The sequence below is a fragment of the Streptomyces sp. NBC_01451 genome (assembly GCF_036227485.1).
Taxonomy (GTDB): domain Bacteria; phylum Actinomycetota; class Actinomycetes; order Streptomycetales; family Streptomycetaceae; genus Streptomyces.
This window is the reverse complement of sequence record NZ_CP109479.1, coordinates 5,905,798-5,927,423: the sequence shown is the minus strand read 5'-3', so window position 1 is coordinate 5,927,423 and position 21,626 is coordinate 5,905,798. Positions and strand designations below refer to the sequence as shown.

Genomic DNA, 21,626 nt, shown 5'->3' with positions numbered 1-21,626 from the left:
CTCTTCGCCACCGATCCAACCTCGGATTCGGATCCTTGTGACGACGCGTCCTGAGAATTGCGCGCTCCGTGCGGTTCGTCAAGGCCTCCATGCCCAAACCCGATGCCGCCATCGTCACGTGCGGCACAGCATCAGGGGCGTTCAGAGGCACGACGAAGATCACCTTACTCGCCGTCACCGAGCGTGCAAGGCAGCCACGACCCGACCCCTCGAACGCCGAAGAGCGACCACCCAGATGGATGATCGCTCTTCACTGCGTCAGCGTTACAGGGCTTTCCGCAGCCCCTGCTCAGCTGCCACGAGAGTCCTCAGCGGACCCTCGATGGGGTCACTTGACCTCGACGGAGGCGCCGGCGGCCTTGAGGGACTCGGCAGCCTTCTCGGCGGCCTCCTTGGCGACCTTCTCGAGAACGGGCTTCGGGGCGCCGTCCACGAGGTCCTTGGCCTCCTTGAGGCCCAGGGAGGTCAGCTCACGCACGACCTTGATGACCTGGATCTTCTTCTCGCCGGCGCCGGTGAGGACGACGTCGAACTCGTCCTGCTCCTCGACGGCGTCGGCAACGGCGGCCGGGCCGGCCGGACCGGCAACGGCGACGGCCGCGGCGGCGGTGACGTCGAACTTCTCCTCGAACGCCTTCACGAACTCGGAGAGCTCGATGAGGGTGAGGGACTCGAACTGCTCGAGCAGCTCTTCCTGGGACAGCTTCGTCGCCATGTTGGGCGATCCTTCCAGTCAATTCGGCAGGTGCCGATGTAAGTGTCGGCGGGCGTACGTTCGGCCCGCGTCGACCACCGCGTCAGGCGGCGGTCAGAGTGCGAGCCGAGTTACTCGGCACCGCCCTGCTCGGCGAGCTTGACGCGAAGCGCTTCCGCGGTGCGGACGAACTTCGACGGCAGCGCCTGGAAGAGCGAGGCAGCCTGAGACTGCTTGCCCTTGAAAGCACCGGCCAGCTTGCTGAGCAGAACCTCGCGGGACTCGAGGTCCGCAAGCTTCTTGATCTCGTCGGCGGACAGCGCCTTACCGTCAAGGACACCGCCCTTGATGACGAGGTTCGGGTTGTCCTTGGCGAAGTCACGAAGACCCTTCGCCGACGTCACCGGGTCACCGGTGATGAAGGCAACCGCCGTCGGACCGTTGAACAGGTCGTCGAGCGTCGAGATCCCGGCCTCGTTGGCCGCGATCTTGGTCAGCGTGTTCTTCACCACGGCGTACTGGGCGTCTTCACCGAGCGAACGACGCAGCGTCTTGAGCTGCGCCACGGTGAGACCCCGGTACTCGGTCAGCACAGCGGCGTTCGAGCTACGGAACTGGTCCGCGAGCTCGGCTACCGCGGCAGCCTTGTCGGGCCTTGCCATAAGCGTGGCCTCCTTCCGGGTGATGAGGACCGCTCAGAAGGAGACTGGGAAAACGAAACGCCCCGGCGCAGGCGCACGGGGCGTGAGCTCGACCAACCGAATTCCGTAAACGGATTCCGTCCGGGAGCACATCCACAGTCACACCTGCGCGGGTCGTCCGCAGTTCAGCGGATCCTTCGGCCACCGAGTCCTCTTACGAGCACAAGGCAACGACCAGCGGTCTTTGGCTTCTGGACGAGACTACGTGAGGGCGTCCCCGTCAAGCAAATCCGCGCCCCTGCCAGGGTCGCGCCCAACGGGCGCACCCAAGGGGCGCGGGGAACGCGCGACCGGCGGAGCTCCTAGCCGGCCTGCGCGCCCTTCATCATCCCCGCCAGGTCCGCGACGTCCTTCGCAGCCGGCGCGGCGATGTTCACCGGCTTGTTGAAGTCGTCGAAGGTGATCGTCATGTCGAGCGGACCCTTGTCCGCCGCGCCGCGCATCCGGAACTGCTTGGTGAACTGGTTCTCACCGATCCACATGTCCATGGTGAACCTGTCGATGCCCAGCTTCTCGTACTGCTCAAGGCTCTTCTCGCGCTGTTCGCGGGTCAGCTTGCTCTGGGACTTGAGGGAGTCGCGGAACTGGTCGAGCGTGACCGTGCCCTTGTAGTGGGTGGTCTTCACCCCGTCCACGGTCTCCGTGCCGACCTCCTTCACGTCCTTGGAGCCGGTGAGGAAGGTGGACTCCTGGGCGGGGTTCTTGTCGGCCTGCCCGGCGGCGCCGAGGGACTCACCGGCGGCGCCCAGCGCGGACATGTCGAACTTGATCCAGCTCTTGCCGTCCATCTCCTTGGCGGCTGCCGCGCCCCCGCCTATGAACATCGCCTTGTCGACGAGGCGGATCTCGGCGGTGCCGTCCGCGCCCTGGTCGAGGGCGGTGATCTTCATGCTCATCGCCAGGTCGGGCTTGAGGCGCATCTTGGCCTCGGCCTTGACGCGGCCCTCCTCGGGCGTCCTGCCGGTCATCCGGTAGCTGAGGGAGGTGATGTCCTCCACGTTCTTCGCCGCCTTGGCGACGGCCGCCGCCGGCGTCATCTTCGGAGACTCCTCCGAAGCCCCCTTGGAACAGGCGACGGCGCCGGTGCCGAGAAGCAGCACAGCGAGGCCTACACGTCCTGCACGAACAGAAGAAGTACCCATGATCCCCCCAGGAACATTGTGAACACACGGTCGATTCACAGAAACGACCGCGAGCCTAACCCGGTGGGGCGGACGAGGCCTCCGAATTCCCCAACAGCTCCTTGAAGTCCGCGGTGTCCCCGCCCGAGGGCGCCGCCACCACCGCCTTCACTCCGTACGCGCTGTAGTACGCGGTCGAGGACATCCGCCCGCTCGACAGTTCACCCCGCTCGACCTTCTTGACCAGCAGGTTCCGGTCGTTGACCCAGATGTCGACCGTCTCGGTGGTGACGCCGGCCTGGACGAGCTGCTCCTTGAGGGCGGAGTCGGCGAGGGCCGCCACCTCCACCGCGCCCGAGTAGTGCGTCGTACGCTCCCCGCGCACCGTCTCCGTCCCGGCCCTGCGGACGTCACCGGAGGCCAGCAGGAGCTTGACCGGCTGGATCGGGGCGGTGTTGCGCAGTTGGTCCTTCAGATACGTCCCCGAGCCGCCGGGCAGGTCCGCCAGGTCGTCGTAGTCGTACCTGATCCAGTGCTTGCCGTGCATCTGGGCGGCGAACTTGTCGCCGACCTTGGCGTAGTAGGCGTCGGGCAGCAGCCGGGCCTCCATGGAGGAGCTGTTGAGCGCCCGCATGGATTCGGCCAGTTCTCCGCCGGTGTAGGTGATGCTGAGCCTGCCGACCGGCTCACCGGCCCAGCCGAGGACTCCGGACGTCCGCATGGAGAGCAGGTCGCCCATGACGGAGGAGGAGCTGACCCGGGCGGAGCCTGCCAGGTCGGTGGCCTTCTCGACGGCGTGCAGCGCGGCGGCCGTACGCGCGTCGAGGCCGGCCGCGCCGGTCGGCTCGGCGCCTTCGTCGTCGGATCCCCCGGAGAAACTGCAAGCCGACATCGCCACGCCCATCGCGACCAGCGCCGCGGTCGCCACGACCGGCCGGACTCCCCGCCGCAGGCCCCGTGCATCCCGTACGCCGCTGTCCCTCATCCGGTCCCCAGCCCCCCTCGTACACCCCGTGATCTTCACGCTAACCCCTCGGTACGACAACGGGCCCCGCACCTCGAAAGGTTGCGGGGCCCGTCGTACGAAACGCGTACGCGCGGCTACCGGGGTGAGCGAGAGGCTCAGACGGCGGCCGGGTCCTCCTCGACGAGGAGGTTGCGGGTGCGGTTGGGGTCGACCGGAACGCCGGGGCCGATCGTGGTGCTGAGGGCGGCCTTCTTGATGTAGCGGCCCTTCGCGGCGGACGGCTTCAGACGGAGGATCTCCTCCAGCGCGGCGCCGTAGTTCTCGACCAGCTTGGTGTCGTCGAACGACGTCTTGCCGATGATGAAGTGCAGGTTCGAGTGCTTGTCGACGCGGAACTCGATCTTGCCGCCCTTGATCTCGGTCACGGCCTTGACCACGTCCGGGGTCACCGTGCCCGTCTTCGGGTTCGGCATCAGACCACGCGGGCCGAGGACGCGGCCGAGGCGGCCGACCTTGCCCATGAGGTCCGGGGTGGCGACGACGGCGTCGAAGTCCAGACGGCCCTTCGCCACCTCGTCGATCAGTTCGTCGGAGCCGACGATGTCGGCGCCCGCGGCGGTCGCGGCCTCGGCACGGTCACCGGTCGCGAAGACCAGGACCCGGGCGGTCTTACCGGTGCCGTGCGGGAGGTTCACGGTGCCACGGACCATCTGGTCGGCCTTGCGCGGGTCGACACCCAGGCGGAAGGCGACCTCGACGGTGCCGTCGAACTTGCTCGTGGAGGTCTCCTTGGCGAGACGGACGGCTTCGAGCGGGGCGTAGAGCTTGTCCCGGTCGATCTTGGCGTCCGCAGCGCGGAGAGACTTGCTGCGCTTGCTCACTACTGCTCCTGATGTTGTTCCGAGGAGTCGTGGTACGGACCGAGCAGGTCCTGCCACGTACTGCTGAGGCTTACGAGGTGAGGGCTCAGCCCTCGACCGTGATGCCCATCGAACGGGCGGTGCCGGCGATGATCTTCGACGCGGCGTCCAGGTCGTTGGCGTTCAGGTCGGGAAGCTTGGTCGTGGCGATCTCACGGACCTGCGCCTGGGTGATCTTGGCGACCTTGGTCTTGTGCGGCTCGCCGGAGCCCTTCTCGACACCCGCGGCCTTGAGGATCATCTTCGCGGCCGGCGGCGTCTTGGTGATGAAGGTGAAGGAGCGGTCTTCGTAGACCGTGATCTCCACCGGGATCACCCAGCCACGCTGCGACTCGGTCGCGGCGTTGTAGGCCTTGCAGAACTCCATGATGTTGACGCCGTGCTGACCGAGCGCGGGGCCGACCGGCGGGGCGGGGTTCGCCGCACCGGCGTTGATCTGGAGCTTGATGAGCCCCGTGACCTTCTTCTTCTTGGGAGGCATTCCGGGTCCTCTATCTTCGTTTTTCTTCGGTCTTCGCTGTGCCTGACGTCAGCCAGGCAACCGCACCACGATAAGGGACAGCATGGCGAGGCGTGAAACCGAGCAGGTCAGGCCAGCTCCAAGAGCCGACCTGACCTGGACGGAAGCTGAGTGGTGAGCGCTAGTTCTTCTGGATCTGGTCGAACGACAGCTCGACCGGAGTCTCGCGGCCGAAGATCTCGACGAGACCCTTGACCTTCTTCGAGTCGGCGTTGATCTCGTTGATCGTCGCCTGGAGCGTCGCGAACGGGCCGTCGGTGACGGTGACCGAGTCGCCGACCTCGAAGTCCAGCACCTGCACCTCGAGCTTGCGGGCCGGAGCCGGCCTGCCCTCGGCCTCGGCGGCCTCGCGAGCGGCCTTCTCCTCGGCCTCCGGGGCGAGCATCTTGACGATCTCGTCCAGGGTCAGCGGGTACGGGTCGTACGCGTTGCCCACGAAGCCGGTGACACCGGGGGTGTTGCGGACGACGCCCCAGGACTCGTTCGTCAGGTCCATGCGGACGAGAACGTATCCGGGAAGCTTGTTCTGACGGACCGTCTTGCGCTCGCCGTTCTTGATCTGGGCGACTTCTTCCTGCGGCACCTCGGCCTGGAAGATGAAGTCCTCGACGTTGAGGGAGACGGCACGCTGTTCGAGGTTGGTCTTCACACGGTTCTCGTAACCGGCGTACGTGTGGATGACGTACCACTCGCCGGGCAGCGTGCGCAGTTCCTCACGGAGGGCCTCGACAGGGTCGACGGGCTCGACCTCTTCCTCGGCTTCCTCAGCCTCGGCCTCTGCCTCGTCGTCCTCGTCGGCGTCGACCTCGACGACATCCGCGTCGTCCTCATCCTCATCGGCCTCGTCGGCCTCGATGTGGATGGCGTCTTCCTCGGCGGGCTCCCCCACGGCGGCGTCCGCAGCGTCGACCTCGTCCTCGACCTCGTCAACGCCCTCGATGATGTCGAGCTCGTCATCCACGGACTCGTCCGGCACGATGGCGTCGTTCAGGTTCGGGTCAGTGTCAGACACGGTGGCTGCTTCTTCCTGGATACATGTGGGTGGAACATGCGAAAGGGGCGCCGCACCCGGCGCCCTTCGCTCTTGGCTCAGCCGAAGACGTACTTGGCGGCTTTGTTGAGGCCAAAGTCAATCACAGTCACCAGGCCGATCATGACGATCACGAAGACAATCACCACGGTCGTGTACGTCGTCAGCTGGTTGCGCGTAGGCCAGACGACCTTGCGGAGCTCCGCGATGATCTGGCGGTAGAAGACCGCGAGACGCTTCAGCGGGCCCTTCTTGGCGCGCTTACCGCCCTTGCGAGTCTTCTTGTCCGACTCGGGGGCCTCATCCTGGGCGTCAGGCATATCGATGGAGCCCACGGCGTCCGCCATTCGTCCTCACCTGTTCCCGGGTCGTGGCCGTGCCGCGCCCGGTCTGAGCCGCACGGCGATGCAAAAGCAATGCAGATGGTGCATGCGCACACCGCCTGGTGAAAGGCGTGTGTAGCAGGGCCGGAGGGACTTGAACCCCCAACCGCTGGTTTTGGAGACCAGTGCTCTACCAATTGAGCTACGACCCTTTGTGGTTACTCCAACGTACCGTACTCGTCCGGATGCTCGGTGTGCACCGGATAAGCGCGGGCCGGTGAAGGCCAACGAGGTGAGAGTGTACGTGCTTCGGAGCCGGTCGTCGAACAGAAAGCGCCCCCAGAGCCGTGGTGGGCGGAAGATCGCCCAGCCCAGGCGCCGGATCCGGACGCTTGTCCAGCCGTCCACCCGGCCCGGCGACCTTCCGCCGTCCCGTGGGCGGTCCGGTCTGACCAATAGGTGAAACCCGTGTGCCGGGGAGGTTTCCGGTCTGAAACGATGGGCACCATGAGCGCTGCAACCCCTTCCACCGCGCGCCGGGTCTCCGCCCGAGTCGGCGCGATCTCCGAGTCCGCCACCCTCGCCGTGGACGCCAAGGCCAAGGCCCTGAAGGCCGCCGGGCGCCCGGTGATCGGCTTCGGCGCCGGTGAGCCGGACTTCCCGACCCCGGACTACATCGTCCAGGCCGCCGTCGAGGCCTGCTCGAACCCGAAGTACCACCGCTACACGCCGGCCGGCGGTCTGCCCGAGCTGAAGGCCGCGATCGTCGCCAAGACGCTCCGCGACTCGAACTACGAGGTGGACGCCTCCCAGGTCCTGGTGACCAACGGCGGCAAGCAGGCCATCTACGAGGCGTTCGCCGCGATCCTCGACCCGGGCGACGAGGTCATCGTCCCGGCCCCGTACTGGACGACGTACCCCGAGTCGATCCGTCTCGCCGGCGGTGTCCCGGTCGAGGTCGTCGCGGACGAGACCACCGGCTACCGGGTCAGCGTGGAGCAGCTGGAGGCGGCCCGCACCGAGCGGACGAAGGTCGTCCTGTTCGTCTCCCCCTCCAACCCGACCGGCGCGGTCTACAGCGCCGAGGACACCGAGGCGATCGGCCGCTGGGCCGTGGAGCACGGCCTGTGGGTGCTGACCGACGAGATCTACGAGCACCTCGTCTACGGCGACGCCAAGTTCACCTCGCTGCCCGCGATCCTTCCCGAGCTGCGCGACAAGTGCATCGTCGTCAACGGTGTCGCCAAGACGTACGCCATGACGGGCTGGCGGGTCGGCTGGATCATCGGACCGAAGGACGTCGTCAAGGCCGCGACGAACCTCCAGTCGCACGCCACGTCCAACGTGTCGAACGTGGCGCAGGTCGCCGCCCTCGCCGCCGTCTCCGGGAACCTGGACGCCGTCGCGGAGATGCGCGTGGCCTTCGACCGCCGCCGCCACACCATCGTGCGCATGCTCAACGAGATCGACGGCGTGGTCTGCCCGGAGCCCGAGGGCGCCTTCTACGTCTACCCGTCGGTGAAGGCCCTGCTGGGCAAGGAGATCCGCGGCAAGCGCCCGCAGGACTCGGTCGAGCTGGCCGCGCTGATCCTGGACGAGGTCGAGGTGGCCGTCGTACCCGGTGAGGCGTTCGGCACACCGGGCTACCTGCGCCTGTCGTACGCCCTGGGCGACGAGGACCTCGTCGAGGGCATCAGCCGCGTGCAGAAGCTGCTGGCCGAGGCGACGGGCTGAACCCTGTGATGCGAGAAGGCCGCTTCCCTTCGGGGAGCGGCCTTCTTTCGTCTCTCAGTGCGAGCAAGACCACGTTCAGGGAAAGCGCTACCGATACGAGCCGGACGTACGGCAGGATCCGAGAATGGAGCACGTACGTGATGTCTCTGAACTGCCGAAAGCCCATCTGCACCTGCACTTCACCGGGTCGATGCGGTCCGCGACCCTGCTGGAACTGGCCGACAAGTACGGTGTGCGGCTGCCCGAGGCGCTGACCGACGCCCTCACCAGTGGCGAGCCGCCGAAACTCCGGGCGACCGACGAACGGGGCTGGTTCCGTTTCCAGCGGCTGTACGACGCGGCCCGGTCCTGTCTGCGGGAGCCCGAGGACATCCAGCGGCTGGTCCGTGAAGCCGCCGAGGAGGACGCGAAGGACGGCTCGGGCTGGCTGGAGATCCAGGTCGACCCGACGTCGTACGCCCCTCGCCTGGGCGGTCTCATCCCGGCGCTGGAGATCATCCTGGACGCGGTGGAGACCGCGGGCCGGGAGACGGGGATCGGGATGCGGGTCCTGGTCGCCGCGAACCGGATGAAGCACCCCTTGGACGCGCGCACACTGGCCCGCCTGGCCGTGCGGTACGCGGACCGGGGTGTCGTGGGCTTCGGGCTCTCGAACGACGAGCGGCGGGGCATGGCCCGGGACTTCGACCGGGCCTTCGCCATCGCGCGCGACGGGGGCCTGCTGTCGGCCCCGCACGGCGGTGAGCTGACGGGCCCCTCGTCGGTCCGCGACTGCCTGGACGACCTGCACGCGACCCGGATCGGCCACGGCGTGCGCGCGGCGGAGGACCCACGCCTGCTGAAGCGCCTCGCGGACCGCCAGATCACCTGCGAGGTGTGCCCGGCGTCGAACGTCGCCCTGGGGGTGTACGAGAAGCCCGAGGACGTGCCGTTGCGCAAGCTGTTCGAGGCCGGTGTGCCGCTGGCGCTGGGCGCCGACGACCCGCTGCTGTTCGGCTCGCGGCTGGCCGCCCAGTACGAGATCGCCCGCCGGTACCACGCCTTCACGGACGCGGAACTGGCCGAACTGGCCCGGCAGTCGGTACGCGGTTCGGCGGCGCCGGAGGGCGTACGGGCCAAGCTGCTGGCGGGGATCGACGACTGGCTGACCTCATAGCCCCGGAGGGTCCCTAGAGGCTGACGCCGACCGTCACCGGTTCGTTGACGAGGGTGACCCCGAAGGCGTCCCGGACGCCGGCGACGACCTCGCGGGCGAGGGCGAGCAGGTCCTCGGTGGTGGCCCGGCCGCGGTTGGTGAGGGCCAGGGTGTGCTTGGTGGAGATGCGGGCGGGCCCGGTGCCGTACCCCTTGGTGAAGCCTGCCCTGTCGATCAGCCAGGCCGCCGAGGTCTTGGTGCGGCCCTCCCCGGCCGGGTAGGCGGGCGGTACGGCGTCGGCGCCGAGCCGCTCCGCCACGCGCGCGTGGAACGCGGCGAACTCGGCGTCCGTGAGGATCGGGTTGGTGAAGAAGGACCCGGCGGACCAGGTGTCGTGGTCCTCGGGGTCCAGGACCATGCCCTTCCCGGCGCGCAGCTTCAGCACGGTCTCCCGGGCCGCCTCCAGCGGCACCCGCTCACCGGGCCCGACGCCGAGGGCGCGCGCCGTCTCGGCGTACTTCAGGGGCGCCGACAGCCCGTCCGCGTCCTCCAGGGCGAAGCGGACGCGCAGGACGACATGGCGCTCGGGTTCGGCCTTGAAGCGGCTGTGGCGGTACGAGAAGTCGCACTCGGCGCCCGTGAGGGTGACCGTCTCGCGGGTGACCCGGTCGTAGGCGACGACCTCGGTGATCGTCGAGGACACCTCCTGGCCGTACGCCCCCACGTTCTGGATGGGCGTCGCGCCCGCGGAACCGGGGATCCCGGCGAGGCACTCGATCCCGGCGAGCCCGGCCTCGACCGTGCGCGCGACGGCGTCCGTCCACACCTCGCCGGCGGCCAGTTCCAGCCCTGTGCCGTCGAGGTAGACACCGGTCGTGGCGATCCGCAGAGCCGTCCCCGCGAACCCCTTGTCGCCGATGACCAGGTTCGAGCCGCCGCCGATGACCAGCAGCGGGGTTCCGGAGTCGTCGGCCTCGCGGACGGCGGCGATGACCTCGGCGTCGGTCGTCGCCGTGATCAGCCGGTCCGCGGGACCGCCGAGCCGGAAGGTGGTCAGCGGGGCGAGGGGCGCGTCGTGGATTTCCTGCACCCGCCAAGACTACGAGACCCCACTGACAGCCCCGGACGACAACGGGGCGGCAACAGGACGACGAGCCGCACGCGCGTGTACGGCCCCGCCGGTGAGGATCGGGGCCGTACACGCGCGTGCAGCGGTCCTACGGGGTTCAGCGGGCGGCCGTCTCCAGCACCGGCGTCGGCTCGGCGGGCTCCGTCACCGGCGCGGGGCGGCGGGCGGCCGGGATCAGGAGGGCCGCGACGCCCGCGAGGGCGACCACCACGGAGCCGACCACGAGGGCGGGGCGGAGGCCGTCGACGAAGGTCTGGCCGGTCTCGTAACCGCCCTGGGCCGCGAAGATCGATCCCATGACGGCGATGCCGAGCGCGCCGCCGACCTCGCGCAGGGCGTTGTTGGCGCCGGAGGCGATGCCCTGCTCGCTCGGGCGGACGCTGGACATCACCAGGTTGGCGGCCGGGGCGAAGAACAGGGCCATGCCGATGCCGCTGGTGATCAGGCCGGGCAGCTGGACGGCGTAGGAGGCGTCCGCGGTGACGACGAGGGCCATGTAGCCGAGACCGGCGGCCTGGAGGAAGAGGCCGGTGGCGACGACGGGCCGGCCGCCGATCCGGTCGGAGAGGATGCCTGCCATCGGGGCGACGAGCATCGGCATGCCGGTCCAGGGCAGCATCCGCAGGCCCGCCTCGGTGGGCGAGTAGCCGAGTACGCCCTGCATGTACTGGCTGAGCAGGAAGATCGACCCGAACATCCCGAGGAACATCAGCAGGGAGGCCGCGTTGATCCCGGCGAAGGCGCGGGAGCGGAAGAGCCGCATCGGCAGCATCGGGTTCTTCGCCCGGGTGCCGTGGACGACGAAGGCGACGAGGAGGGCACCGCCCGCGACCAGCCCGGTCAGGACGTAGGAGCTGGTCCAGCCGTCGGCCGGGCCGCGCACGAGCCCGTAGACGATGCCGAACAGACCGCCGCTGGCCAGCACGGTGCCGACGAAGTCGAGCGGGGCGCCGGTGCCGTACGACTCGGCGAGGCGCAGCCGGGCGAGCGGCAGCAGGGCGAGACCCAGCGGAACGTTCAGCCAGAAGATCCAGTGCCAGGAGATGTGCTCGGTGAGGCTGCCGCCGATGAGGGGCCCGGAGGCCACGGCGAGCCCGTTGACGGCACCCCAGATGCCGAACGCCATTCCGCGCCTGGCGGCCGGTACGGCGGCTGTGAGCAGGGTCAGCGTCAACGGCATCATGATCGCCGCGCCGACGCCCTGGACCGCGCGGGCCGCGATCAGCGAGTCGATGCCGGGGGCCATGGCAGCGGCGGCGGAGGCGCCGGTGAAGACGGCGAGCCCGGCGAGGAAGAGCCGGCGGCGGCCGAAGCGGTCACCGAGGGCCGCGCCGAACATCAGCAGCACGGCGAAGGTGAGCGTGTAGGCGCTCACGGTCCATTCCAGGTCGCCCAGCCCGCCCCCGAGATCCTTGCGGATGGAGGGCAGTGCGGTGGTGACGACGAGGTTGTCGAGGGCCGCCATGAACCCGGCGACGCTGGTGATGACGAGCGCCCAGACGACTCCGCCGCGCGGTGCGCCGGTTCCGCTCTGCTCTCGTTGCTTGCCCTGCTGCTTGCCCTGCCGCTGTGACATCGCTCCCCCTCGGGTTTAGTTATTGATCACTAACTTTCGCGGGCAAAAAGACACAAGAAAAGACACATGAGCCCGGGCCCGTGCCCCTCAGGCTTCGGCCCGTCCCCCGACCTGCGCCGAGGGCCACATCCCCTGCCAGACCCGGTGCCCTGGCGGAAACCCCATGGCGGCAAGGGTGTTGATGAGCATCCCGTACGCCAGGAAGGTCGTCGTCTCCTCCCCCACCGGCACCTCCACGGTGTCCCAGAGCTTGATCCAGCCGGCCCGTACGGCCTCGCCGAACTCACGGTCACCCTCAGCCTCGGCGGCGGCGACGGTCACGTAGATCTGCATCTGCATCTGGAGCAGCTCGGGGTGCTCGCCGATCAACTGCACGTACGCGTTCGCCATGGAGTGCAGGGCCTCCTCGCCCTCCAGCCCCTCGGCCGCCACCCCCAGGACTCGGCGCACATCACCCATGCACCGCTCGGAGGCCGCTCCGAACATCGCCTTCTTGCCCGGGAAGAGCCGGAAGAGGTACGGCTGCGAGACACCCACCCGCTTGGCGATCGCCTCGGTGGAGGTGCCGTAGTAGCCCCTCTGCGCGAACTCGGCGATCGCGGCGCGAATCACGCTCTCGCGTCGATCCTCTGCGCTCATCCTGACCATGCGAGAAAGTTAGTGCTCAATCACTAACCATGTCAAGAGATGCACGAGGAGGAGGTCGGGCGGGAGCCGGGCGGCCGGTCGGGCGGGCGGCGAGTTGCGGTGGGACGAGTTCGCGTAAGGGGCGCCCGCCAATGGCGAACGCCCCTTACGCGACCCGGAAACCGGGATCCTCCGAACTGCCGGACTCAGCCCGGTCGGACTCAGCTCAGCCGGACAACAGCCCGGGACATGCCCAGGACCTTCTGCCCCGCACACTTCGCGAGGAGGTCGACGCGGACCGTGTTGTCGTCGAGCTTGGCCCCGACCTTGCCGCTGACCTCGATGGTGGCGCCCTGGCCGTCGTTGGGGACGACGACCGGCTTGGTGAAGCGGACTCCGTACTCGACGACCGCTCCCGGGTCGCCGACCCAGTCGGTGACGACGCGGATCGCCTCGGCCATCGTGAACATGCCGTGCGCGATGACGTCGGGCAGACCGACCTCGACCGCGAACTTCTCGTTCCAGTGGATGGGGTTGAAGTCCCCGGAGGCACCCGCGTACTGGACGAGGGTGGCGCGGGTCACGGGAAACGTCTGGGCGGGCAGCTCGGTGCCGACCTCCACGTCGGCATAGGTGATCCTCGCGGAGTCGTTCGCGGAATTGGCCGTCATGGGGTCAGCCCTCCTCGGCCGCGCGGGCGACGAGCTTGGTCCAGGCGGTCACGACGTGCTCGCCCGACTCGTCGTGGACCTCGCCACGGATGTCGATGATCTCGTTGCCCGCCATGGACTTGATGGCCTCGATGGTCGAGGTGACGGTGAGCCGGTCGCCCGCGCGGACGGGGCGGGCATAGGTGAACTTCTGGTCGCCGTGCACCACGCGGCTGTAGTCCAGGCCGAGCCGCGGATCCGCCACGACGTCCCCTGCCGCCTTGAAGGTGAGCGCGAACACAAAGGTGGGCGGGGCGATCACATCGGCGTGACCGAGGGCCTTGGCGGCCTCGGGGTCCGTGTACGCAGGGTTACGGTCTCCCACCGCCTCCGCGAACTCACGGATCTTCTCCCGGCCGACCTCATAGGGCTCGGTGGGCGGATAGGACCGCCCCACGAAGGACTGGTCGAGCGCCATGGGCTCGGAACCTCCTGAATCGCATCCTGAATCGCACTGGTTCGCGTACCCGCGCACCCGCGTCGTCGTGTACTCGCATCGTCGCGCGCTCGCGTGGTCCGCGACTGGTGTAACGACTCGAGGCCGCCCCCCAACCAACAGGGGACGGCCTCGAGTACGAGCCTGATTTATCGCGTTTCGCGGTGCGCGGTGTGCGCATTGCAACGCGGGCAGTGCTTCTTCATCTCCATTCGATCCGGGTTGTTACGCCGGTTCTTCTTGGTGATGTAGTTCCGCTCCTTGCACTCCACGCAGGCCAGCGTGATCTTCGGGCGGACGTCGGTGGCAGCCACAGGAGCGCTCCTTGACGAACGGATGGGACGTTGAACGCATACGAGAGTAGCCGATCGAAGGACCGACCCCGCAATCGGCTACTGTCAGTAGCGGTGACCGGACTTGAACCGGTGACACAGCGATTATGAGCCGCTTGCTCTACCGACTGAGCTACACCGCTGTGATGCGATCGGACCCCGCCTTGCGACGGGGACCTCTCACACCAGAGCCCCAATACGGAATCGAACCGTAGACCTTCTCCTTACCATGGAGACGCTCTACCGACTGAGCTATTGGGGCGAGCGATGAAGACATTACACGCTCGCCACCGTTCACCCAAATCCGTTTCGCGGCACCCGCCCCGGCCTGTTCCGGCCCCCGTTCCGCACTCCGTCCACGTCCCGTCCGGGCTCCCAAAACCCCTTCCCCAGCAGCCTCGAAGCCCCCTTCCGCAACCGCTCCCGCAACCACTCCGGCAACCGCTCCCACACCCCCTCGCCAGCGACCTTTCCCGTCCGGCGGACCACACCGGTACGACTATTGCGCTCCTCCGCAACAGGGGCGGATGCCCGCCCTAGGCTCGACTCACTCTGCGTGATCTTGTCTCCCCGCCTGCGCGCAGCCGCCCCCGAGCACAGGAGCGCGATGCCCGACAGCCAGCCGCAGCCGCCCCGCTCCTCGTCACCCGCTTCTTCGGGGGACCCGGCAGCGCTCCTCCTCTGTGGGGCACGTCTCACCGACGGCCGGACCGTGGACGTACGGCTGGGCGGCGGTCGTATCGAGGCGGTCGGCACGGTCGGCAGCCTCAGCTCGTACGCCACCCGCGTGGACCTCAGCGGCTACCTCCTCCTGCCGGCCCCCGCCGAACCGCACGCGCACGGCGACACGGCCCTGTCCGCCGACGCCGACGGCCCGGTCTCGTACGACCCTCAGGACGTCCAGCGCCGGGCCACCGAGGCCGCCCTGCTCCAACTCGGCCACGGGGCCACCGCGTTGCGCTCGCACGTCCGCATCGGCGACGTACCGGGGCTGGGTGCCCTGTCCGCCGTGTTGCAGGCGCGGCGGGCTCTGCGCGGGCTCGCCGAGCTGACGGCGGTGGCGATGCCCCGCGTGCTGACCGGCGCCGCCGGGGCGGACGGCCTGGCGATGCTGCGGGACGCGGTGAAGATGGGCGCGTCGGTGGTGGGCGGCTGCCCGGACCGCGACCCCGATCCGACCGGCTACGTGGAGGCGGTCCTGGAGGTCGCCTCGGAGCACGGCTGCCCGGTCGACCTGCACACGGACGGTGACGACCCGGCCCGCCTGGCCCGTCTCGCGGCGATGGCGGGCGGTCTGCGCCCCGGCGTGACCATCGGCCCCTGCGGCGGCCTCGGCCGGCTGCCCGCCGAGGTGGCCTCGCGGGCCGCGGACCAGCTCGCCGCGGCGGGCGTGACGGTGACGTGCCTCCCGCAGGGCGGCTGCGGAGCCGCGGAACGCCGCGCCACGGCTCCGGTACGACTGCTGCGGGCGGCCGGTGTGCGGGTGGCGGCGGGCAGTGGCGCGCTGCGGGACGTGTCGAACCCGGTGGGCCGCGGGGACCCCCTGGAGGCGGCGTACCTGCTCGCGTCCCGCCACGGCCTGCGCCCGGAGGAGGCGTACGACGCCGTGAGCGCGTCGGCGCGGGCGGTGCTCGGCCTGCCGGAGGTGCGGGTGGAGGCGGGCTTCCCGGCGGAGCTGCTGGCGGTCAGGGGCGACCGTCTGGCCGGCGCGCTGTCCCTCGCCTACAGCCGGATCGTGGTGCACAGGGGGCGCGTTGTGGCACGGACGAGCGCGGTACGGGAGTACTGCAACACACCGGCGGTAGCAGCGCTGGACCTGCCACGGCAGGGGCGTACGGGGCAGTCGTGAGGTGAGGGAAGGGTGAGGCTCCGGCAAAGCGGACGGGGGGCGTACGGGCTGTGCGGCGAACGGGTTCGGCGGGGCGTACGGTCGAAGGCATGCGCATTGTCATCGCTGGAGGTCATGGTCAGATCGCGCTGCGGCTGGAGCGTCTGCTCGCCGCGCGCGGTGACGAGGTCGCGGGGATCATCCGCCGCCCCGAACAGAGCGACGATCTGCGGGCGGCCGGCGCGGAACCGGTCGTGTGCGACCTGGAGTCGGCGTCGGTGGAGGAGGTCGCGGAGTTGCTGCGGGGCGCTGACGCGGCGGTCTTCGCGGCGGGCGCGGGCCCGGGCAGCGGGACGGCCCGCAAGGACACGGTGGACCGGGGAGCCGCGGTGCTGTTCGCGGACGCGGCGGTCCGGGCGGGAGTACGCAGGCATCTGGTCGTGTCGTCGATGGGCGCGGATCCGGCCCACCGGGGCGACGACGTCTTCGACGTCTACCAGCGGGCGAAGGGCGAGGCGGACGCGTACGTCAGCGGCCTGGACGCGCTCGACTGGACGATCCTGCGCCCCGGCGCCCTGACGGACGACGCGGGCACGGGCCGAGTACGCCTGGAGGCCGAGACGGGGCGCGGCGCCGTCCCCCGCGACGACGTGGCCGCAGTCCTGGTGGAACTCCTGGACACTCCGGCGACGGCGGGCCTGACACTGGAGCTGATCGGCGGCTCGACACCGGTTTCAGTGGCGGTGAAGTCGGTGGCGGGGAACTGAGGGCGACCGGTCGGGAGTCCCGGGGCTCCCGGGGCCGGAAATTCGGCAGGGACCGGCAGGGCTGCCAGGGCTAGAAGAGGGGCAGCTGGCCGGGGAATTCGGGTTGGACGTACCCGTCCAACGACGGCTGGACCGCCCCGAGTTCCGCCTGCCGCCGCGACCCCGGACACGAGACGAGCTCACCACTCCCCCGGGCGCCCTGCGGATCGTGCCGCGCGAACCTCCCGGCGACGACAGCGATCTCCCGCCGGCACTCGGGACAGCTCCGGCGACGGGACGACGACACGAACGACGGCCGTGACAGCGATGACATGGGGTCACTCTCCCTCATGGCCTGACTGTGCGACCGCAACGAAAAGACCCTCTTTCCTCTGCGTAATAGCAGAGGAAAGAGGGCCTCTCTCACCTGTGGCGGCGCCAGGGTTCGAACCTGGGTAGGCTGAGCCGGCAGATTTACAGTCTGCTCCCTTTGGCCGCTCGGGCACACCGCCAGGGTTTGCTGCCCTTTCGAACCGCTTTTCGGCGGTGCTCTTTGGCAACGACGTAAACGATACCTGATGGACCGGGGTGCTTCGCCACCCGATTGAGCGGCACCCGGAGGGGAGGGGGTGGCTACCCTTATGCGGATGCGGCCCGGGACGTACGCCGGGCTCGGCTGCTGCCCCCACGCATGCCGATACGCACCCCACAGATTCCGACAAGCACCCCATACAAGGAGCCACAGGACATGGCCGACTCCAGTTTCGACATCGTCTCGAAGGTCGAGCGGCAGGAGGTCGACAACGCCCTCAACCAGACCGCCAAGGAGATCTCCCAGCGCTACGACTTCAAGGGCGTGGGTGCCTCGATCGCGTGGTCCGGCGAGAAGATCCTCATGGAGGCGAACTCCGAGGAGCGGGTCAAGGCGGTCCTCGATGTGTTCGAGACCAAGTTGATCAAGCGCGGCATCTCGCTGAAGTGCCTGGACGCGGGTGAGCCCCAGCTCTCCGGCAAGGAGTACAAGCTCTTCGCCTCGATCGAGGAGGGCATCTCCCAGGAGAACGCCAAGAAGGTCGCGAAGATCATCCGCGACGAGGGCCCGAAGGGCGTGAAGGCCCAGGTCCAGGGCGAGGAGCTGCGCGTCAGCTCGAAGAACCGCGACGACCTTCAGGCCGTCATCGCCCTCCTCAAGGGCAAGGACTTCGACTTCGCGCTGCAGTTCGTGAACTACCGGTAGTCCACGAGGGGTTGAAGAGGGGAAAGAGGGGCGGGTGCCCTGTGGCGCCCACCCCTCCCTCCTGCCGGGCCGCGGACCCGGGCGGCTGCGGACCAGGCGTGCGCTCAGTCGCGCGAGTTGCCGAACAGGAGGCGGTACGCGATCAGCAGCACCAGCGAGCCGCCGATCGCCGCCGCCCACGTGGTGCCGTCGTAGAACTGTTTGCTGATGGGGTGGTCGAGGAAGCGCGCCGAGATCCAGCCGCCGAGGAAGGCGCCCGCGACACCGATGATCGTCGTGCCGATGAAACCGCCCGGGTCGCGCCCCGGCAGCAGGAACTTGGCAATGGCCCCGGCCAACAGCCCCAGGATGATCCACCCGATGATGCTCATGTCCTGAACCTGCCCCTCTGTGCTGTGCTCGAACTGTCCCGGCGCTGTGACTTGCGACGTTGTCGATCCCGTCGGGTCTGTGCGCTCGGGTTGATCTGTTGTTCGTGTCGTGTTGCTGTACACGACGTCAACGCGATGCCTGGCGGTTGCACCGGTCAGTAGGGTGCGGCCCATGACACAGTCCGGTTCCCAATCGCCCCCTGAACTGCGCCGCACCCTTGGTGTCGGGGACGCGGTGGTCATCGGGCTCGGGTCGATGGTCGGGGCCGGTGTCTTCGCGGCCCTGGGACCCGCGGCACGCGCGGCGGGGTCCGGGCTGCTGCTCGGGCTGGGCACGGCGGCCGTGGTCGCCTACTGCAACGCCATGTCGTCCGCCCGGCTGGCCGCCCTGTATCCCGCCTCCGGCGGCACCTACGTGTACGGGCGGGAGCGGCTCGGTGTCTTCTGGGGCTATCTCGCGGGCTGGTCGTTCGTCGTCGGGAAAACGGCCTCCTGTGCGGCGATGGCGCTCACCGTGGGCATGTACGCCTGGCCGGGGCAGGCGCACGCGGTGGCGGTCGCGGCCGTGGTGGCGCTCACCGCGGTGAACTACGGCGGTGTCCAGAAGTCCGCCTGGCTGACGCGCGCGATCGTGGCAGTGGTCCTCGCTGTCCTCGCTTCCGTGGTGGTGGTGAGCCTGACGTCCGATGCCGCCGATGCCGGCCGGCTGGAGGTCGGGGCCTCCGGGGGTAGAGGCGGAGTCCTTCAGGCCGCCGGGCTGCTGTTCTTCGCGTTCGCCGGGTACGCCCGGATCGCGACCCTCGGCGAAGAGGTGCGGGATCCCGCACGCACCATCCCGCGCGCGATCCCGACGGCCCTGGGCATCGCACTGGTGGTGTACGCGGCGGTGTCGGTGGCTGTCCTTTCCGTACTGGGGTCGGGCGGGCTCGGGCACGCGACCGCCCCGCTGGCCGACGCGGTACGGGCGGCGGGCGTGCCGGGGCTGGTGCCGGTCGTCCGGGCCGGTGCCGCCGTGGCCGCGCTCGGCTCGCTGCTCGCCCTGATCCTGGGCGTCTCACGGACGACGCTGGCCATGGCCCGTGACCGTCATCTGCCCGGTGCCCTGGCCGCCGTGCATCCGCGCTTCCAGGTACCGCACCGGGCCGAGCTGGCCGTGGGTGCGGTGGTCGCGGTGCTGGCCGCGACGGTGGACGTACGGGGCGCTATCGGGTTCTCCTCCTTCGGGGTTCTGGCCTACTACGCGGTGGCCAACGCCGCCGCGTGGACACTGAGTTCGGCTCCCGCGTCACGGGTGGTGCCGGCGGTGGGGTTCCTCGGCTGTGTGACGCTGGCGTTCGCGCTTCCGGGGGTGTCGGTGGTCGTGGGCGCGAGCGTGTTGGGCCTGGGGGCGGGCGCATACGGCGTACGGCGGTGGTGGTCGGCTTCGCGGGCGTCGGCCGGAACTCCCCGCTGACGGAACTCGCGCTGGTCAGGAGGCCTGGAGCGGAGGCGTCGCCGACGCCGTACGTATGCGGAACTCGGGCCAGGGCTCCAGGTCCGTACCGTCGCTGGACTCCTCGTACCAGCCCGAGCCGTCGAGCCAGGTGCTCAGCCACTGCGCGAGGCCCGGGGCGTCGGTGTACCACGCGTGGTCGGCGTCGTCGGAGTTCGGCTCGAAGAGCAGGACGGTGCCCTCCGGTGAGCGGCAGTCCACGCACGCGTACATCCCGCAGCCCCAGTGGGATATCGGCAGGATGCCCTCGGGCCAGGGCCAGTCCGGGTCCTTGCGGGCCTCCTCGCGGTTGGCGAGGTACTGGGCGACGACGGGCGGCTCACCGGCGGGCGAGCTGTCGAGCAGGGGCAACAGGCCGTAGGACGGCCCGAATCCGCCGTCTCCTATCCGGAGGTAGAGCTCGGCGAGAAGCGGCGGCAGAGGGAAGCCGAGGGCGGTCTCGGCACGGTCGAGCGTGGCCGCGTCCACGGGGGCGGGGAGTGAAGGCCAGCCCCACGGCCGGGTGTTGCGTGCCTCAGCGGCCACCCGTGTCAGCAACTGCTCGATCTCGGTCATGGATTCATGATGCAGGCCGCCACTGACAATCGCGGCGGCCTGTGGACAACCTGCGGGCGGCGCACTACCAGCGCGAGCTGAACGGCTGGTCCGTCGGCACGATTTCGCGGCCCAGCGGCAGCAGCGAGACCGGGATGAGCTTGAAGTTGGCGATGCCGAAGGGGATGCCGATGATCGTGACGCAGAGCGCGATGCCGGTGACGACGTGGGCCAGGGCGAGCCACCAGCCCGCGAGGACCAGCCACAGGACGTTGCCGACACAGGAGGGTGCGCCCGCGTCGCGCCGCTCGACCGTCGTACGGCCGAAGGGCCACAGGGCGTATGCGCCGATACGGAAAGCCGCGACGCCGAACGGAATTCCGATGATCGTGATGCAGAGCAGCGCGCCGGCCGCCAGATAGGCGAGGAACAGCCAGAAGCCGCTCAGGACGAGCCAAATGACGTTGAGGATTGTCTTCACTGGTGGCGACCTGCCATCTTTTCGAGCCGGGCGATGCGCTCCGCCATCGGCGGGTGCGTAGAGAACATCTTGGAGAGTCCCTGGCCCGGGCGGAAGGGGTTCGCGATCATCATGTGGCTCGCGGTCTCGATGCGCGGCTCGGGAGGCAGCGGGAGCTGTTTCGTGCCCGCTTCCAGTTTGCGCAGGGCGCTGGCGAGGGCCAGTGGGTCGCCGGTGAGCTGGGCGCCCGACGCGTCGGCCTCGTACTCCCTGGAGCGGCTGATGGCGAGCTGGATGACAGTGGCGGCGAGCGGGCCCAGGATCATGATCATCAGCATGCCGAGGATGCCGGGGCCGTCGTCGTCGTTCGAGCGGCCGATCGGGATCAGCCAGGCGAAGTTGACCAGGAACATGATCACGGAGGCCAGGGCGCCGGCGACCGACGAGATGAGGATGTCCCGGTTGTAGACATGGCTCAGCTCATGGCCGATGACGCCGCGCAGTTCGCGCTCGTCCAGGATGTGCAGGATGCCTTCGGTGCAGCACACCGCCGCGTTGCGCGGGTTGCGGCCCGTCGCGAACGCGTTCGGCGCTTCGGTGGGCGAGATGTACAGGCGGGGCATGGGCTGGCGGGCCTGGGTGGAGAGGTCTCGGACCATCCGGTACAGGGCCGGGGCCTCGAATTCGCTCACCGGGCGGGCACGCATCGCGCGTAGAGCCAGCTTGTCGCTGTTCCAGTACGCGTACGCGTTGGTGCCGATCGCGACGAAGAGTGCGATCACGAGGCCCGTACGGCCGAAGAAGCTGCCGATGACGATGATGAGTGCGGACAGTCCCCCGAGGAGAAGGGCTGTCCTGAGCCCGTTGTGCCGGCGGTGCACGGTACGCCCTCCTAGTGGTGCGGCAGGGGAACCCTGGTGTCAGGTCCAGTGGACCCTTCTGTTCTGGTCAACGCCAGGCGGGGATTCGCAGTTCCCTTGCGTGCGCGGAGGCACGCGTGAGC

The 21,626-nt window shown here is 69.2% G+C and carries 25 protein-coding genes and 4 tRNA genes; 6 read left to right on the top strand and 23 right to left on the bottom strand.

The features are described 5' to 3' along the window. Positions 1-328: 328 nt before the first annotated feature. The 9 genes from rplL to OG595_RS25970 all read right to left on the bottom strand — a co-directional run bounded on the left by rplL (position 329) and on the right by OG595_RS25970 (position 6,488). Positions 329-715: a 50S ribosomal protein L7/L12 gene (gene rplL / locus OG595_RS26010; RefSeq protein WP_329276063.1), complete on the bottom strand. Its 387-nt coding sequence runs from the start codon at positions 713-715 to the stop codon at positions 329-331. A gap of 110 nt (positions 716-825) precedes the next feature. Further along, entirely contained in the window at positions 826-1,356 is a 531-nt protein-coding gene (rplJ, locus tag OG595_RS26005; RefSeq protein ID WP_164319068.1) for a 50S ribosomal protein L10, read from the bottom strand. A gap of 341 nt (positions 1,357-1,697) precedes the next feature. Beyond that, positions 1,698-2,537, bottom strand: a complete 840-nt coding sequence (locus OG595_RS26000; protein WP_329276059.1) for a DUF1396 domain-containing protein — start codon at positions 2,535-2,537, stop codon at positions 1,698-1,700. Positions 2,538-2,592: 55 nt separating this feature from the next. Next, a complete protein-coding gene (locus OG595_RS25995; RefSeq protein ID WP_443073144.1) occupies positions 2,593-3,501 on the bottom strand; it encodes a hypothetical protein in 909 nt (302 codons plus the stop codon). 137 nt (positions 3,502-3,638) lie between these two features. Further along, positions 3,639-4,364: a 50S ribosomal protein L1 gene (gene rplA, locus OG595_RS25990; RefSeq protein WP_329276053.1), complete on the bottom strand. Its 726-nt coding sequence runs from the start codon at positions 4,362-4,364 to the stop codon at positions 3,639-3,641. Positions 4,365-4,449: 85 nt separating this feature from the next. Continuing rightward, complete coding sequence (gene rplK, locus OG595_RS25985) at positions 4,450-4,884, bottom strand: 50S ribosomal protein L11 (protein ID WP_006383482.1); 435 nt, start codon at positions 4,882-4,884, stop codon at positions 4,450-4,452. Positions 4,885-5,044: 160 nt separating this feature from the next. After that, complete coding sequence (gene nusG, locus OG595_RS25980) at positions 5,045-5,935, bottom strand: transcription termination/antitermination protein NusG (RefSeq protein ID WP_329276050.1); 891 nt, start codon at positions 5,933-5,935, stop codon at positions 5,045-5,047. Positions 5,936-6,012: 77 nt separating this feature from the next. After that, positions 6,013-6,300 (bottom strand): preprotein translocase subunit SecE, encoded by a 288-nt coding sequence (gene secE / locus OG595_RS25975; RefSeq protein WP_319090433.1) that lies wholly within the window; start codon positions 6,298-6,300, stop codon positions 6,013-6,015. A gap of 115 nt (positions 6,301-6,415) precedes the next feature. Continuing rightward, positions 6,416-6,488, bottom strand: a tRNA-Trp gene (locus OG595_RS25970). A 295-nt stretch (positions 6,489-6,783) separates the two neighbouring features. Between OG595_RS25970 and OG595_RS25965 the strand changes: the two genes are divergently transcribed. After that, positions 6,784-8,010 carry a pyridoxal phosphate-dependent aminotransferase gene (locus OG595_RS25965; RefSeq protein ID WP_329276045.1) on the top strand — a complete coding sequence of 409 codons (1,227 nt, stop codon included), beginning with the start codon at positions 6,784-6,786 and terminating at the stop codon, positions 8,008-8,010. Positions 8,011-8,134: 124 nt separating this feature from the next. Next, on the top strand, positions 8,135-9,166 hold the full coding sequence (locus OG595_RS25960) for an adenosine deaminase (RefSeq protein ID WP_329276043.1): 1,032 nt from the start codon (positions 8,135-8,137) through the stop codon (positions 9,164-9,166). Between the two features lie 13 nt (positions 9,167-9,179). On the opposite strand, the gene OG595_RS25955 is transcribed toward OG595_RS25960, so the two are convergent. The 8 genes from OG595_RS25955 to OG595_RS25920 form a co-directional block, all read right to left on the bottom strand. Next, positions 9,180-10,235 (bottom strand): UDP-N-acetylmuramate dehydrogenase, encoded by a 1,056-nt coding sequence (locus OG595_RS25955; RefSeq protein WP_329276040.1) that lies wholly within the window; start codon positions 10,233-10,235, stop codon positions 9,180-9,182. Positions 10,236-10,371: 136 nt separating this feature from the next. Next, complete coding sequence (locus tag OG595_RS25950; protein WP_329276037.1) at positions 10,372-11,850, bottom strand: DHA2 family efflux MFS transporter permease subunit; 1,479 nt, start codon at positions 11,848-11,850, stop codon at positions 10,372-10,374. Between the two features lie 87 nt (positions 11,851-11,937). Continuing rightward, positions 11,938-12,498, bottom strand: coding sequence for a TetR/AcrR family transcriptional regulator (locus tag OG595_RS25945; protein ID WP_329276034.1), 561 nt, complete (start codon positions 12,496-12,498; stop codon positions 11,938-11,940). 200 nt (positions 12,499-12,698) lie between these two features. Further along, positions 12,699-13,148: a MaoC family dehydratase gene (locus tag OG595_RS25940; protein ID WP_329276032.1), complete on the bottom strand. Its 450-nt coding sequence runs from the start codon at positions 13,146-13,148 to the stop codon at positions 12,699-12,701. Positions 13,149-13,152: 4 nt separating this feature from the next. Beyond that, positions 13,153-13,605: a MaoC family dehydratase N-terminal domain-containing protein gene (locus OG595_RS25935; RefSeq protein WP_329276029.1), complete on the bottom strand. Its 453-nt coding sequence runs from the start codon at positions 13,603-13,605 to the stop codon at positions 13,153-13,155. Positions 13,606-13,772: 167 nt separating this feature from the next. Then, entirely contained in the window at positions 13,773-13,937 is a 165-nt protein-coding gene (gene rpmG, locus OG595_RS25930) for a 50S ribosomal protein L33 (RefSeq protein WP_018834916.1), read from the bottom strand. Positions 13,938-14,025: 88 nt separating this feature from the next. Further along, positions 14,026-14,098, bottom strand: a tRNA-Met gene (locus tag OG595_RS25925). A gap of 46 nt (positions 14,099-14,144) precedes the next feature. Further along, positions 14,145-14,217 (bottom strand) — tRNA-Thr (locus tag OG595_RS25920). 345 nt (positions 14,218-14,562) lie between these two features. Between OG595_RS25920 and OG595_RS25915 the strand changes: the two genes are divergently transcribed. Then, on the top strand, positions 14,563-15,804 hold the full coding sequence (locus OG595_RS25915; RefSeq protein WP_329276026.1) for an amidohydrolase family protein: 1,242 nt from the start codon (positions 14,563-14,565) through the stop codon (positions 15,802-15,804). A gap of 89 nt (positions 15,805-15,893) precedes the next feature. Beyond that, positions 15,894-16,550, top strand: a complete 657-nt coding sequence (locus OG595_RS25910) for an SDR family oxidoreductase (protein ID WP_329276023.1) — start codon at positions 15,894-15,896, stop codon at positions 16,548-16,550. A 70-nt stretch (positions 16,551-16,620) separates the two neighbouring features. On the opposite strand, the gene OG595_RS25905 is transcribed toward OG595_RS25910, so the two are convergent. Next, on the bottom strand, positions 16,621-16,863 hold the full coding sequence (locus OG595_RS25905) for a hypothetical protein (protein WP_164407146.1): 243 nt from the start codon (positions 16,861-16,863) through the stop codon (positions 16,621-16,623). Positions 16,864-16,959: 96 nt separating this feature from the next. Next, positions 16,960-17,041 (bottom strand) — tRNA-Tyr (locus OG595_RS25900). Positions 17,042-17,277: 236 nt separating this feature from the next. Here OG595_RS25900 and OG595_RS25895 point away from each other — a divergent pair. After that, positions 17,278-17,766, top strand: a complete 489-nt coding sequence (locus tag OG595_RS25895) for a YajQ family cyclic di-GMP-binding protein (RefSeq protein WP_329276016.1) — start codon at positions 17,278-17,280, stop codon at positions 17,764-17,766. A gap of 104 nt (positions 17,767-17,870) precedes the next feature. Here the strand turns inward: OG595_RS25895 and OG595_RS25890 are convergent, their stop codons facing one another. Beyond that, positions 17,871-18,137 (bottom strand): GlsB/YeaQ/YmgE family stress response membrane protein, encoded by a 267-nt coding sequence (locus tag OG595_RS25890; RefSeq protein ID WP_329276013.1) that lies wholly within the window; start codon positions 18,135-18,137, stop codon positions 17,871-17,873. Positions 18,138-18,309: 172 nt separating this feature from the next. Between OG595_RS25890 and OG595_RS25885 the strand changes: the two genes are divergently transcribed. Further along, complete coding sequence (locus tag OG595_RS25885; RefSeq protein ID WP_329276012.1) at positions 18,310-19,590, top strand: APC family permease; 1,281 nt, start codon at positions 18,310-18,312, stop codon at positions 19,588-19,590. A 15-nt stretch (positions 19,591-19,605) separates the two neighbouring features. On the opposite strand, the gene OG595_RS25880 is transcribed toward OG595_RS25885, so the two are convergent. The 3 genes from OG595_RS25880 to htpX all read right to left on the bottom strand — a co-directional run bounded on the left by OG595_RS25880 (position 19,606) and on the right by htpX (position 21,504). Further along, positions 19,606-20,184 (bottom strand): SMI1/KNR4 family protein, encoded by a 579-nt coding sequence (locus tag OG595_RS25880; protein ID WP_329276010.1) that lies wholly within the window; start codon positions 20,182-20,184, stop codon positions 19,606-19,608. Between the two features lie 64 nt (positions 20,185-20,248). Further along, entirely contained in the window at positions 20,249-20,644 is a 396-nt protein-coding gene (locus OG595_RS25875) for a YccF domain-containing protein (protein WP_329276007.1), read from the bottom strand. Continuing rightward, complete coding sequence (gene htpX, locus OG595_RS25870; RefSeq protein ID WP_329276005.1) at positions 20,641-21,504, bottom strand: zinc metalloprotease HtpX; 864 nt, start codon at positions 21,502-21,504, stop codon at positions 20,641-20,643. The genes OG595_RS25875 and htpX overlap by 4 nt, the downstream gene beginning before the upstream one ends. Between the last annotated feature and the right edge of the window lie 122 nt (positions 21,505-21,626).

Excerpts from the sequence above, each read along its gene's own strand:
- rplL (WP_329276063.1), bottom strand. The coding sequence starts at position 715 with ATGGCGACGAAGCTGTCCCAGGAAGAGCTGCTCGAGCAGTTCGAGTCC.
- rplJ (WP_164319068.1), bottom strand. The coding sequence starts at position 1,356 with ATGGCAAGGCCCGACAAGGCTGCCGCGGTAGCCGAGCTCGCGGACCAG.
- OG595_RS26000 (WP_329276059.1), bottom strand. The coding sequence starts at position 2,537 with ATGGGTACTTCTTCTGTTCGTGCAGGACGTGTAGGCCTCGCTGTGCTG.
- OG595_RS25995 (WP_443073144.1), bottom strand. The coding sequence starts at position 3,501 with ATGAGGGACAGCGGCGTACGGGATGCACGGGGCCTGCGGCGGGGAGTC.
- rplK (WP_006383482.1), bottom strand. The coding sequence starts at position 4,884 with ATGCCTCCCAAGAAGAAGAAGGTCACGGGGCTCATCAAGCTCCAGATC.
- secE (WP_319090433.1), bottom strand. The coding sequence starts at position 6,300 with ATGGCGGACGCCGTGGGCTCCATCGATATGCCTGACGCCCAGGATGAG.
- OG595_RS25965 (WP_329276045.1), top strand. The coding sequence starts at position 6,784 with ATGAGCGCTGCAACCCCTTCCACCGCGCGCCGGGTCTCCGCCCGAGTC.
- OG595_RS25960 (WP_329276043.1), top strand. The coding sequence starts at position 8,135 with ATGGAGCACGTACGTGATGTCTCTGAACTGCCGAAAGCCCATCTGCAC.
- OG595_RS25950 (WP_329276037.1), bottom strand. The coding sequence starts at position 11,850 with ATGTCACAGCGGCAGGGCAAGCAGCAGGGCAAGCAACGAGAGCAGAGC.
- OG595_RS25945 (WP_329276034.1), bottom strand. The coding sequence starts at position 12,498 with ATGGTCAGGATGAGCGCAGAGGATCGACGCGAGAGCGTGATTCGCGCC.
- OG595_RS25940 (WP_329276032.1), bottom strand. The coding sequence starts at position 13,148 with ATGACGGCCAATTCCGCGAACGACTCCGCGAGGATCACCTATGCCGAC.
- OG595_RS25935 (WP_329276029.1), bottom strand. The coding sequence starts at position 13,605 with ATGGCGCTCGACCAGTCCTTCGTGGGGCGGTCCTATCCGCCCACCGAG.
- OG595_RS25915 (WP_329276026.1), top strand. The coding sequence starts at position 14,563 with ATGCCCGACAGCCAGCCGCAGCCGCCCCGCTCCTCGTCACCCGCTTCT.
- OG595_RS25910 (WP_329276023.1), top strand. The coding sequence starts at position 15,894 with ATGCGCATTGTCATCGCTGGAGGTCATGGTCAGATCGCGCTGCGGCTG.
- OG595_RS25905 (WP_164407146.1), bottom strand. The coding sequence starts at position 16,863 with ATGTCATCGCTGTCACGGCCGTCGTTCGTGTCGTCGTCCCGTCGCCGG.
- OG595_RS25895 (WP_329276016.1), top strand. The coding sequence starts at position 17,278 with ATGGCCGACTCCAGTTTCGACATCGTCTCGAAGGTCGAGCGGCAGGAG.
- OG595_RS25890 (WP_329276013.1), bottom strand. The coding sequence starts at position 18,137 with ATGAGCATCATCGGGTGGATCATCCTGGGGCTGTTGGCCGGGGCCATT.
- OG595_RS25885 (WP_329276012.1), top strand. The coding sequence starts at position 18,310 with ATGACACAGTCCGGTTCCCAATCGCCCCCTGAACTGCGCCGCACCCTT.
- OG595_RS25880 (WP_329276010.1), bottom strand. The coding sequence starts at position 20,184 with ATGACCGAGATCGAGCAGTTGCTGACACGGGTGGCCGCTGAGGCACGC.